Source organism: Paraburkholderia bengalensis (genome assembly GCF_037126505.1).
Classification (GTDB): Bacteria; Pseudomonadota; Gammaproteobacteria; order Burkholderiales; family Burkholderiaceae; genus Paraburkholderia; species Paraburkholderia bengalensis.
Window position 1 is genome coordinate 50,337 of record NZ_JACFYJ010000029.1, and the last position, 11,843, is coordinate 62,179.

General features: G+C 63.4%; 9 protein-coding genes. 6 read left to right on the forward strand and 3 right to left on the reverse strand.

Going from position 1 to position 11,843, the window contains the following annotated elements; genetic code table 11:
* The first annotated feature begins 233 nt into the window (after positions 1-233).
* Both H3V53_RS18790 and H3V53_RS18795 read left to right on the forward strand, forming a co-directional pair.
* The gene (locus tag H3V53_RS18790; RefSeq protein ID WP_336599256.1) at positions 234-2,090 is read left to right on the forward strand and encodes a phosphoenolpyruvate carboxykinase (GTP); all 1,857 of its coding nucleotides are present in this window, start codon (positions 234-236) and stop codon (positions 2,088-2,090) included.
* Between the two features lie 337 nt (positions 2,091-2,427).
* Positions 2,428-3,522, forward strand: a complete 1,095-nt coding sequence (locus tag H3V53_RS18795; RefSeq protein WP_336599257.1) for a LysR family transcriptional regulator — start codon at positions 2,428-2,430, stop codon at positions 3,520-3,522.
* A gap of 190 nt (positions 3,523-3,712) precedes the next feature.
* On the opposite strand, the gene H3V53_RS18800 is transcribed toward H3V53_RS18795, so the two are convergent.
* From H3V53_RS18800 to dprA, 3 genes are all read right to left on the reverse strand, one after another.
* The gene (locus H3V53_RS18800) at positions 3,713-6,361 is read right to left on the reverse strand and encodes a DNA topoisomerase III (RefSeq protein WP_336599258.1); all 2,649 of its coding nucleotides are present in this window, start codon (positions 6,359-6,361) and stop codon (positions 3,713-3,715) included.
* A gap of 303 nt (positions 6,362-6,664) precedes the next feature.
* Positions 6,665-7,042: a thioredoxin family protein gene (locus H3V53_RS18805; protein ID WP_336599259.1), complete on the reverse strand. Its 378-nt coding sequence runs from the start codon at positions 7,040-7,042 to the stop codon at positions 6,665-6,667.
* A 52-nt stretch (positions 7,043-7,094) separates the two neighbouring features.
* Complete coding sequence (dprA, locus tag H3V53_RS18810; RefSeq protein WP_336599290.1) at positions 7,095-8,267, reverse strand: DNA-processing protein DprA; 1,173 nt, start codon at positions 8,265-8,267, stop codon at positions 7,095-7,097.
* A gap of 254 nt (positions 8,268-8,521) precedes the next feature.
* Between dprA and def the strand changes: the two genes are divergently transcribed.
* From def to htpX, 4 genes are all read left to right on the forward strand, one after another.
* Positions 8,522-9,025 (forward strand): peptide deformylase, encoded by a 504-nt coding sequence (gene def / locus H3V53_RS18815; RefSeq protein WP_054917941.1) that lies wholly within the window; start codon positions 8,522-8,524, stop codon positions 9,023-9,025.
* Positions 9,026-9,056: 31 nt separating this feature from the next.
* Positions 9,057-10,040 (forward strand): methionyl-tRNA formyltransferase, encoded by a 984-nt coding sequence (gene fmt / locus H3V53_RS18820; RefSeq protein ID WP_336599291.1) that lies wholly within the window; start codon positions 9,057-9,059, stop codon positions 10,038-10,040.
* Positions 10,041-10,139: 99 nt separating this feature from the next.
* The gene (locus H3V53_RS18825; RefSeq protein WP_336599260.1) at positions 10,140-10,781 is read left to right on the forward strand and encodes a LysE family translocator; all 642 of its coding nucleotides are present in this window, start codon (positions 10,140-10,142) and stop codon (positions 10,779-10,781) included.
* 104 nt (positions 10,782-10,885) lie between these two features.
* Positions 10,886-11,743 carry a zinc metalloprotease HtpX gene (gene htpX, locus H3V53_RS18830; RefSeq protein ID WP_336599261.1) on the forward strand — a complete coding sequence of 286 codons (858 nt, stop codon included), beginning with the start codon at positions 10,886-10,888 and terminating at the stop codon, positions 11,741-11,743.
* The last annotated feature ends 100 nt before the right edge of the window (positions 11,744-11,843 follow it).

Below are 11,843 nucleotides of genomic sequence, written 5' to 3' on the forward strand. Positions count from 1 at the left end.
GGAGCCGCGAGGACGGAACCACAACGGTAGGGCAAGTTCCCTCGTTTTTAACAGTTTGTTGCATGTCCGCGCAAGCCGCTTTACACACGGTTGCAAGGCGTCGGCGACAGGCTGCAAGGCCCGCACGACCTGCACGATCGCGCGCGACACAACCTCGCGCCGATTGCCGCCTCTCGCATGCAGCGGCGTTGGGCTAGCACCGATTCTTCTTCTACCAAAACGGAGACAGCTCGATGAATCATCCCGCATTCGCAGGCCATTCGACGGTCGAAGCGCCTGCCTGGGTCAAACACCAAAAACTGATCGAGTGGGTGCAGCGCGTGGCGGCGCTGGCTAAACCGGAGCGGATCGTCTGGTGCGACGGGTCGCAGGAGGAATACGACCGACTGTGCGAACAGATGGTCGCGGCCGGCACTTTCAAAAAGCTCAACCCGGCCAAACGGCCTAATTCCTATCTGGCATGTTCCGATCCATCCGACGTCGCGCGCGTCGAGGATCGCACCTTCATCTGCTCGCAGCGCCGTGAAGACGCGGGCCCGACCAACAACTGGCTCGCGCCCGCCGAGATGCGCGCGACGCTCGACGGCCTCTTCGACGGCGCGATGCGCGGCCGCACGATGTACGTCGTGCCGTTCTCGATGGGCCCGCTCGGCTCTCCTATCGCGCATATCGGCGTCGAGCTGAGCGACAGCCCGTACGTCGTCACGAACATGCGGATCATGACGCGCATGGGCCGCAAGGTGTATGACGTGCTCGGCGAGGACGGCGACTTCGTGCCGTGCGTGCATTCCGTCGGCGCGCCGCTCGCGGCTGGCGAGAAAGACGTCGCGTGGCCGTGCAACGATACGAAGTACATCGTCCATTTCCCCGAAACCCGCGAAATCTGGAGCTACGGCTCGGGCTACGGCGGCAACGCGCTGCTCGGCAAGAAGTGCTTCGCGCTGCGCATCGCGTCGACGATGGGCCGCGACGAAGGCTGGCTCGCGGAGCACATGCTGGTGCTCGGCGTGACGTCGCCGGAAGGGCACAAGCATCATGTGGCGGCGGCGTTCCCGTCGGCGTGCGGCAAGACCAATTTTGCGATGCTGATTCCGCCCGAAGGCATGAACGGCTGGAAGATCACGACGATCGGCGACGACATCGCGTGGATCAAGCCGGGCAAGGACGGGCGTCTCTACGCGATCAACCCGGAAGCCGGCTATTTCGGCGTCGCGCCGGGCACGAGCGAAAAGACCAACTTCAACGCGATGGCGACGCTGAAGGAAAATGTGATCTTCACGAACGTCGCGCTCACCGACGACGGCGACGTCTGGTGGGAAGGCATGACGGACGAGCCGCCCGCGCATCTGATCGACTGGCAGCGCAAGGACTGGACGCCCGCGATTGCGAAGGAATCAGGCCGCAAGGCGGCGCATCCGAACGCCCGCTTCACGGCGCCCGCGTCGCAATGTCCGTCGATCGACGCCGATTGGGAGAACCCGGCCGGCGTGCCGATCGACGCGTTCGTGTTCGGCGGACGTCGCTCAACTACCGTGCCGCTCGTGACAGAAGCGCGCGACTGGGTCGAAGGCGTCTACATGGCGGCGACGATGGGTTCGGAGACGACGGCGGCGGCGGCCGGGCAGCAGGGCGTCGTGCGGCGCGACCCGTTTGCGATGCTGCCATTCTGCGGCTACAACATGAGCGACTACTTCGGCCACTGGCTGAAAACGGGCGCGCGGCTCGAGCAGTTGCAGGCGCGCGTGCCGAAGATTTTCTGCGTCAACTGGTTCCGCAAGGGCGACGACGGCAAGTTCGCGTGGCCGGGCTTCGGCGAGAACATGCGCGTGCTGCGCTGGATGGTCGACCGGATCGAGGGCAAGGCAGAGGGCGAAGAGCATGCGTTCGGCGTGTCGCCACGCTATGAGGACATCGACTGGAGTGGCCTCGACTTCACGCGCGAGCAGTTCGAACAGGTGATTTCCGTCGACGATGCCGCCTGGCGCAAGGAACTGGCGCTGCACGACGAACTGTTCGATACGCTCAAGCACGGCTTGCCGCCTGCACTGCAAGATACGCGCAGCGCATTGGAGAAAAAGCTGGCCGCCTGATTCGGTGCCCACGCACTTACGACCCACGTTTGACGAGCCGCCTGCGGGCGGCTTTTTCATGTCATTCGCTGTCGATTCGTCTGATCTTTCGAGGTCCATTCCGGCGCCGACGCGTCGCTTTCGCTGTTCGCACTCCGTCCGCGTTGTCGACGCAATGCAGCAAATTGTTTCCGCATCGGGAACAATGACAGTTCTGCCATGTTGTCCGCGAAGATATTGACTCAAATTTTTATAAAATTTCGACGATCGTAGGCAACTTCTGCAGGATTTCCCTGGTCGTAGGAAAATTCCAAGTGTGCTTCCTGTTCGCGGGAGCGGAAATACGGCAGGAGTTGTCATGGATCATTTGCAGTCGATGCGAGTTTTCGTCAAGGTGGCGGATCTCGGTAGTTTCGCCCGCGCGGCAAGCGCGATGGATATTTCAAACGCAGTCGCCACACGCCACGTCGCCGATCTCGAAGGGCGTCTCGGTACGCGGCTGCTGAATCGCACCACACGTAGCCTGTCGCTGACCGAGTCCGGCCAGGTCTACCTGGAGCGCGCGCGCCAGATCCTCGACGAACTCGAGGATGTCGAGCAAATGGTGGTCGCGCGCAATCACGAGCCCGTCGGTACATTGCGCATTGTTGCGCCCGTTGTGTTCGGGTTGCACAACCTCGCGCCCGTGCTGCAGACGTACGCGGAGCGCTATCCAAAAGTCATCCCGGACGTCACGCTGGTTGACCGTCAGGTCGATCTCGTCGAAGAAGGGTTCGATGTCGGCGTGGTGATTGCGCGCCACATGCGTAGCGCGAGCATCGTCACGCGCCGGCTGACCACGGGCTGCATGACCGTCTGCGCGACGCCCGCCTATCTGGAAAAGCACGGCACGCCGACCCGCCCCGAACAGCTGCTCGAGCACCCGTGTCTGTCGCTGCCGTCGGAGTATTGGGGCGATGAGCGCGTGTTCACGGGGCCGGAAGGCGAAGTGCGCGTGCGTCCGACCAACGTGATCGTCGCAAACAACACGGAAATGCTGCGCCAGTTCGCGCTGCTCGGTATGGGCATCGCGATCCTGCCGAGCTATCTGATCGGCCGCGACACGACGCGCGGCAAGCTGGTGCGTCTGCTGAGCGACTATCGGCTGCCGCAGGTCGAGATCAACATCGCGTACCCGAGCCGGCGCCACTTGCCGGCCAAGGTCCGCACGTTCATCGATCACCTCGTCGAGCATTTCAACCAGACGCCGAACAGCCAGCTTGGCGAGCAGTGGGTCAAAGATGGTGTGGAACGGTCACCGTCGATGCTGGAGTCGACGGCGATGTCGATGCCGCCCGAGGCCTTCGACGGCGCCGAGCCGCTATCGAGCCTGCTGGATAGCGAAATCACGGCCAAGCCTGCGACGCGCACGCTGAACCGCTCGCGCGGCGGCATCGTCACGCCCACGCACTGAACCGCCTCGCGTCCGGGTAGGCATTCGCAACGGCGCCTCAGTGATGAGGCACGTTGCGCGGCGATTAAAAAAAGCGCAGTCACCTTTTGCGGTGACTGCGCTTTTTGTTGGCCGGCGTCCGCGCGCCAAACGGTGAAGCGCAGCGGGCAGGGCAGTGTCGCGCTTCGCCTTGCCCCGCTTTGCGCAGAGCCTATGAGCCTGTCTTGCGCGCCGCCGTTTTCGCTGCGGCTGTCTTGGCGGCGGCTTTTTTCGCCGGCGCTTTCTTGGCCGCCGCGGTTTTCGTGGCAACCTTCTTCACGGGAGCACCGTTGGCAGCGCCGTCGTCGTCGGACGCGGCTGCCGCCTTCGCCGCCGCCGATTTCGCCGCCGCGCCTTCCTTCGGTTCCTTCTTCTCGAACTCGAAACCGATCTTGCCGTCGTTCTGCTTGACGAGATAAGCCTTGAAGTTGCGGCCCGTGCGCGACGACTTGAAGTTGGTCAGCAGATCGGTGCGTCCGTCCGTCAGCAGCTTCGCCATCTGCTCGCGCGGGATTTCCTGTTGGAGGATCACCTTGCCCGAGCGGAAGTCGCACGTTTTCGGATTCGCGACAGAGTTTTCGCAGACGTAGCTCATGCCGTGCTCGAACACGCGGCTGCCGCATTTCGGGCATGCGCCGACGGGTTCCTGTTCGGAGAAGTCCGGCGCCTCGCCGTCTTCGCCGCCCTGGTCCTGCCCAAAGTCAAACTCGAGCTTGTAGTTCTTGATTTCGTCGTCGAACGAGAGCTTCAGAATTGCCGAGAACGGACGGCCCATCTTGCTGCGGAAACCCGAAAGCGGCCCGATTTCCTTCTTCTGCAACAGCTCTTCGACTTCCTCGATTTCGAACTGCCGGCCACCCGGAATTTTCGAAATGGAGAACTCGCATTTGGTGCAGGCGAAGCGCCGGTAGTTTTCCTTCACCTGGCCACCGCAATTGGGGCAAGGCGTTTGCAGCGTTGCGTAGTCGCCGGGAATGGTGTCGGAATCGTATTCCTTCGCGCGCTTCACGATGGTCTGCGTCATGCGGGCAATTTCCTGCATGAACGCGTCGCGCGGCAGCTTGCCGCGCTCCATCTGCGACAGCTTGTATTCCCACTCGCCCGTCAGTTCCGGCGCGGTCAATTCCTTCACGTCGAGGCCGCGCAGCAGCGTCATCAACTGGAAAGCCTTCGCGGTCGGAATCAGCTCGCGCCCTTCGCGCACCAGATACTTTTCGCCTAGCAGACCTTCGATGATGGCAGCGCGCGTGGCCGGCGTGCCGAGGCCCTTCGCGGCCATTGCTTCGCGCAACTCGTCGTCTTCGACGAGCTTGCCCGCGCCTTCCATCGCCGACAGCAGCGTGGCTTCGTTGTAGCGCGCGGGCGGCTTGGTCGTGAGTTGCTGCGCGGCGATCTTGTCGGTTTTGACCTTCTCGTCCTTTTGCACCGGGACGAGATTCGCGTCTTCTCCACCCGACTCGCGGCCATACACCTGCAGCCAGCCCGGCTCGACGAGCACCTTGCCTTCCGTCTTGAAATGATGGCCGACGACTTCGGTGATGCGCGTGGTCACGCGATATTCGGCCGCCGGGAAAAACACGGCGAGAAAGCGCTTGACGACGAGGTCGTACAGCTTCTGCTCCGGTTCGGACAGCGCCTTCGGCGCCTGCAGCGTCGGGATGATTGCGAAGTGGTCGCTGATCTTCGAATTGTCGAAGATGCGCTTGTTCGGCTTCACCCAGCCCTTGTCGAGCACCTGCTTGGCGTGCGGCAGATAGTTATTGCTCTCCTTGAGCATCTCCATCGTTGCCTTGACCGTGTCCAGGTAGTCTTCCGGCAGGGCGCGCGCGTCGGTACGCGGATACGTCAACACCTTGTGCTTTTCGTACAGCGCCTGAGCGAGGCCGAGCGTGTTCTTCGCCGAAAAGCCGAAGCGGCCATTGGCCTCGCGCTGCAAGCTGGTCAGGTCGAAGAGCGCGGGCGAAAGCTGCGTTGACGGCTTCGATTCTTCCGTCACGGTGCCCGTCTGGCCGCGACAGGCTGCGACGATCGTTTCCGCCGCCGGCAAGCTCCAGAGCCGCGAATCGCGCTTTTCGGGATCGAACTCGTCCTTCTTGAATTTCGGATCGAACCAGCGGCCCTCGTAGAAGCCCGCCGCGCAGACGAATTCCGCCTTCACTTCCCAGTAGTCGCGCGGCACGAAGCGGCGAATCTTCTCTTCGCGCTCGACGACGATCGACAGCGTCGGCGTCTGCACACGACCAACCGTGGTCAGGAAAAAGCCGCCGCCTTTGCTGTTGAACGCGGTCATCGCACGCGTGCCGTTGATGCCGACGAGCCAGTCCGCTTCCGAGCGGCAACGCGCCGCGTCCGCGAGTGGCTGCATGTCCGTGTCGCTGCGCAGTTGGGCGAAGCCGTCGCGAATGGCGGCGGGCGTCATCGACTGCAGCCAAAGACGCTGCACCGGCTGTTTCGCTTTGGCGTGCTGCGCGATCAGGCGGAAAATCAGTTCGCCTTCGCGCCCGGCGTCGCATGCGTTAATCAGGCGATCGACGTCTTTTCGCTTGATCAGCTTCGTCAGGACCTTGAGCCGGGACTCGCTTTTCGCAATCGGATGCAGATCGAAATGCGGCGGGATGACGGGCAGATTGGCGAAGCTCCATTTGCCGCGCTTGACTTCATATTCTTCGGGCGCGGCGATCTCGACGAGATGGCCGACCGCCGACGAAAGAACGAAATCGTCGTTTTCGAAGTACTCGTCATGCTTGGTAAAACCGCCCAAAGCCCGCGCGATGTCGTTCGCGACGGAGGGCTTCTCGGCGATGATCAGTGCTTTTGACATGACTGAAAATAAATTGGTGAATTCGGGCTGGTACCCCGGGTTTTCGCGCCCGGGTTTGGCACCCATTAACGACCGCTTTATAGCACACGCTGCCGCAACGGCAACCGGTGGGCCCAAAAAAGCGGGTCATCATAATTGCGCCCAGATCGGTTGGGCAAGCGGGTGACGACCGTCGCCAGACGCGGTTTCCGACGCCTTGGGCGCCCCTTTTTCCGCAATGCGCGACGGTTTTCGTCAATGCCGTTCCGCCACCCGCAAGCGCCGGCAGCAATTGGGGCGGTATGGGTCGGCGCGAGTGTGCGGTCAAGCTTCCAGCAAAGCCGGCCGCATTTTCGGCGCGCCTTTGACGCCGGGCAGCGCGGTCAGATCAACCAGCATCCGCTCGACGATGGCCGCTTGCGGCAAGACCGTGCCGAAGAATCGGGTCGTCACACCATCCTCTATAAGAATGGTGGGGAAATTTTCGACATCAAGGTCGTCGAAACGGTCTGCGTGGGTTTCGATGTCGACCCACGCGAAACATATATCCGGATGCCTGTCCGCGAGCGCATCGAAGGCGGCACGGTACTCGCGGCAGGTTCCGCACCATTCCGCGCACAGACACGCAACGAAAAGCGTTTCGCGGTCATTGACGCGCTCGGCAATCCGTTTCGGGTCGGTGTCCAGATTCAACGCGGGCATGACGGTTCCTTCGGCATTTCACGGTTATTTGGCGCGAATGTAGCACGGCGCGTTACCCGCTGTGCGTCGCGCGAACGTAACGGCCGCCGGGCAGCGCACACAATTCGCCCGCCAGTTCGAGACGCAGCAGCATGCTTTGCAGCAGCGTGTCGTGCATGTCGGTGCGTTCGGCCAGGATTTCAAGCGTGGTGGGCGAATGGCCGAGGGCATCGAGCAAGCGCTCCGCCTCGGGCGGCAGGCGGGCGCCGTCGTCGCGCTGTTCTTTCGAGGCGTGCGGCTTTAGCGCGATGATGTTCGATCCGGACGACGCGACCGCGCCCGATGCCTGCGCGCTCAATCCGAGTTCCTCCAGCACGTCCTCGGGCGTTTCGACGAGTTTCGCGCCCTGCTTGATCATCCGGTGGCAGCCGCGCGCCAGCGGCGCGTGGATGGAGCCGGGAATCGCGAACACATCGCGACCCATTTCATTGGCGAGGCGGGCGGTGATCAGCGAGCCGGAGCGCATCGCCGCCTCGACGACCAGCACGCCGCTGACCATCCCCGCGATCAACCGGTTGCGCTGAGGAAAGTGCGCGGAGCGGGCGGGCGTGCCGAGCGGCCATTCCGACAGAATCGCGCCGCCGTCGGCGATCTGATGCGCCAGCGTGTGATGCGCGGCTGGATAGACGATATCGGCGCCCGTGCCGATCACGGCGACGGTGCTGCCGCGCCCTTGCAGCGCGCCGCGATGCGCGGCGGCGTCGACGCCGGACGCGAGGCCCGACACGACTGTTAGCCCTGCGTCGGCGAAGGCGCGCGCAAAGCGCGTCGCATCCTCGACTCCCTGCGGCGTCGCGCTGCGACTGCCGACTACGGCGACGCTGCGCGCATGCAGCAGATCGATCCGCCCTTTTGCGTACAGCAGCGGTGGCGGATCGGGCATTGTCAGCAACAGCGGCGGATAAGCGGGATCACCTAGGGTCACGAGCGCGTTGCCGGGCAATTCGTGCCACGCGCGCACAGCGTCCAGATGCGCCTGAAAGTCAGCCGCTGGCGGCGCGAGCGCGGCACGGGCAGCGGCGTCGCCAGCGACCCCGGCGAGTGCCGCGAAGGTCTGCGACAACACGGCTTCGGGCAGGCCGAAAGCGGCGAGCAAGCGTCGCAATGCGGCCGGCCCGAGGCCCGGCGCCATGGCGAGCCGCAACCACGCGGCGATTTCCTGATCAGTAAGCGGAAGGGTTTGCATCACTGGCATCATCCTTATGCGCGGCATCCTGTCGGCCGCCATGCTAAAATTTTCATCATCCGAAATAACTCGAAACCGCTGCCGCGCCGCCTTCGCGCGAGCTTGCCGACGCGTATCCGGGCGTTGATCTGGCGTTGAACCGACACGGTTGCGTCACCATCTATCCTCTGCGCGTCGCGATCGGCGAACAACCTGGCCGAATGGCCAATTGCGCGACTTTTCAACTGCGTCGGCGCCCAATCCATTTTTCGATCATGGCTTTACTGAACATCCTCAATTACCCGGACAAGCGTCTGCACAAGATCGCGAAGCCGGTCGAAAAGGTCGATGACCGTATCCGCAAGCTCGTTGCCGACATGGCCGAGACGATGTACGCCGCGCCCGGCGTGGGCCTCGCGGCGACGCAGGTCGACGTGCATGAGCGCGTGATTGTGATCGACGTGTCCGATACGCACGACGAGCTGCGCGCCTTCATCAACCCGGAAATCATCTGGTCGAGCGACGAGAAGAAGATCAACGAGGAAGGCTGCCTGTCGGTGCCGGGCATCTACGACAACGTCGAGCGCGCCGAGCAGGTGCGCGTGCGCGCGCTGAACGAGAAGGGCGAAACGTTCGAGCTGGATTGCGAAGGTTTGCTTGCCGTGTGCATCCAGCACGAAATGGATCACCTGATGGGCCGCGTGTTCGTCGAATACCTGTCGCCGCTCAAGCAGACGCGCATCAAGAGCAAGATGAAGAAGCTCGCGCACGCGATGTGACGCCTTTTTGGACCGCTTCCGTTATCAGTACATGAGCCATTCGTTGCGCGTCATCTTTGCCGGCACGCCGGAATTCGCCGCGGCTGCGCTGGCCGCGATCCACGAGGCGGGTTTTGCCGTCCCGCTCGTGCTCACCCAGCCGGACCGGCCGGCCGGACGCGGCATGAAGCTGCAGGCAAGCCCCGTCAAGCGGTACGCCGAGGAGCATGGCATCGCCGTCGCGCAGCCGCCCTCCTTGCGGCGTAACGGCAAGTTTCCGGCTGAAGCCGCTGCCGCCATCGACCAGTTGCGTGCTACGCCACACGACGTGATGGTGGTTGCCGCCTACGGCTTGCTGCTGCCGCAGGAAGTGCTCGACATCGCGCCGCACGGCTGCATCAATATTCACGCCTCGCTGCTGCCGCGCTGGCGCGGCGCGGCGCCGATTCACCGCTCGATCGAGGCCGGCGACGCCGAAACGGGCATTACGCTGATGCAGATGGACGCGGGCCTCGACACGGGCGCGATGATTTCCGAAGTCCGCATGCCGATCCACGACACCGATACCACGGCGACGCTGCACGACCGTCTCGCCGCGGCCGGCGCGAAGCTGATCGTCGATGCATTGATCGAGCTGGAACGCAGCGGCAAGCTCGCCGCGACGCCGCAGCCGGCCGAAGGCGCAACGTACGCCGAAAAAATCGGCAAGCACGAGGCCGCGCTCGACTGGCGACGCCCGGCGGCAGAACTGGCTCGCCAGATCCGCGCGTTCGATCCGTTCCCGGGCGGCGCGTCCACCCTCGACGCAACGGTGCTCAAGGTCTGGTCGGCAACCCCAACCGACGCACCGCGCAAGGCGGAGCCCGGCACGATCGTGGATGTATCGCCGGAGGGCGTTGTCGTGACCTGCGGCGAAGGCGCCCTGCGCATCACCCAATTGCAGAAGCCCGGTGGCAAGCGGCTGCCGGTGCGCGATTTTCTCGCGGGCTCGACGCTCGCCGCCGGTCAGCGTTTCGACCTTGCGCAGCCACAATAACGGCGCGCGCTCCGTCGCACCATCTGCCGTTCGGCCAGGGCGCGTCGGAGCCGAACGGCGCGTTAGAATCTACGGTGCAGCTCCCCCGTAGAGGTTTTTATGTTCGGCATCACCCATTTCGAATTCTTCGTCGCCGCCGTTTTTTTGCTCAATGTCACGCCGGGGCCGGATACGGCGTATATCGTCGGCCGTAGCGTGGCACAAGGGCGCGGCGCGGGGCTGATGTCGGCGTTGGGTATTTCGGCCGGGTGCTGCGTGCATTCGCTCGCGTGCGCGTTCGGACTGACCGCGCTGCTGGCGGCTTCCGCCACGGCGTTCACCGTGATCAAGTTCGTCGGGGCCATTTACCTCGCCTATCTCGGCATTCGCCTCATCCTGACAAAGCCGGCGGCAGGCGACGCGCAAGGCGATGTGCGCGCAGCCGGCACGCCGAAGTCGCTGCGCCAGCTTTTCTTGCAGGGCTTCTGGACCAACGTGCTGAATCCGAAGGTCGTATTGTTTTTCGTGTCGTTCTTCCCTCAGTTCGTGTCCACTTCCAGTGACAACAAGAGCCTCGCGTTTCTCGCGCTGGGCGTCGTGTTCGTCGTGATGAGCACGGTGTGGAACAGCTTCGTCGCGTGGATTGCGGGCAGTGTCACGCGCCGTTTCTCGGGCAAGCCGGGCGTCAAGAAATGGCTGGATCGCACCATCGGCAGCGCGTTTGTCGGGCTGGGCATCAAGCTTGCCACTACTGCACGGTGATTGAATTTTTCCCGCTCGTCCCTATCTAACAGTTCGCTTACAATCATTCGCCGCGAATCGGCGGCATGAGTAAAGAACCAAGTGACGGGCAAGGAGTCCTGCATATGTTCAACTGGATAAAAACCGCGATGCTGATGGCCGCGATTACGGCACTCTTCGTCGTGATCGGCGGCATGATCGGTGGCCAGCGGGGCATGATGCTCGCGCTGCTGATTGCGCTGGGCATGAATTTCTTCTCCTACTGGTTTTCGGACAAGATGGTGCTGCGCATGTACAACGCGCAGGAAGTGGATGAAACGAGCGCGCCGCAGTTCTACCGGATGGTGCGCGAACTCGCCACGCGCGCCGAGCTGCCCATGCCGCGCGTCTACCTGATCGACGAAGACCAGCCGAATGCGTTCGCGACGGGCCGCAACCCCGAGCATGCGGCCGTTGCGGCGACTACGGGCATTCTGCGTGTTCTGTCCGAGCGCGAAATGCGCGGGGTGATGGCACACGAACTAGCGCACGTAAAGCACCGCGACATCCTCATCTCCACCATTTCGGCGACGATGGCGGGTGCGATTTCGGCGCTGGCTAACTTCGCGATGTTTTTTGGCGGCCGCGACGAAAACGGCCGTCCGGCGAATCCGATCGCCAGCATCGCGGTCGCGCTGCTGGCGCCAATTGCGGGTGCGCTGATCCAGATGGCGATTTCGCGCGCGCGGGAGTTCGAAGCGGACCGCGGCGGCGCGCGGATTTCGGGTGATCCGCAGGCGCTTGCGTCGGCGCTGGACAAGATCCATCGCTACGCGAACGGCATCCCGTTCCCGACGGCCGAGGCGCACCCCGCCACCGCGCAGATGATGATCATGAATCCGCTGTCGGGCGGTGGTATCCAGAACCTGTTTTCGACGCACCCGGCGACGGAGGAACGCATCGCGCGGCTGATGGAGATGGCCCGTACAGGGCGGTTCGACTAAACAGGGCGCGAGGTTCCGTCTTCCAGCCGGGACCGCGCGGCAGCCATCCAGAAAGGGCGAGCGCACCTCGCCCTTTGTCGTTTATGCGCGGTCGGGACAG

Bases quoted from the DNA above. Each gene is read 5' to 3' on its own strand.
- H3V53_RS18790 (WP_336599256.1), top strand. From the start codon at position 234: ATGAATCATCCCGCATTCGCAGGCCATTCGACGGTCGAAGCGCCTGCC.
- H3V53_RS18795 (WP_336599257.1), top strand. From the start codon at position 2,428: ATGGATCATTTGCAGTCGATGCGAGTTTTCGTCAAGGTGGCGGATCTC.
- H3V53_RS18800 (WP_336599258.1), bottom strand. From the start codon at position 6,361: ATGTCAAAAGCACTGATCATCGCCGAGAAGCCCTCCGTCGCGAACGAC.
- H3V53_RS18805 (WP_336599259.1), bottom strand. From the start codon at position 7,042: ATGCCCGCGTTGAATCTGGACACCGACCCGAAACGGATTGCCGAGCGC.
- dprA (WP_336599290.1), bottom strand. From the start codon at position 8,267: ATGCAAACCCTTCCGCTTACTGATCAGGAAATCGCCGCGTGGTTGCGG.
- def (WP_054917941.1), top strand. From the start codon at position 8,522: ATGGCTTTACTGAACATCCTCAATTACCCGGACAAGCGTCTGCACAAG.
- fmt (WP_336599291.1), top strand. From the start codon at position 9,057: ATGAGCCATTCGTTGCGCGTCATCTTTGCCGGCACGCCGGAATTCGCC.
- H3V53_RS18825 (WP_336599260.1), top strand. From the start codon at position 10,140: ATGTTCGGCATCACCCATTTCGAATTCTTCGTCGCCGCCGTTTTTTTG.
- htpX (WP_336599261.1), top strand. From the start codon at position 10,886: ATGTTCAACTGGATAAAAACCGCGATGCTGATGGCCGCGATTACGGCA.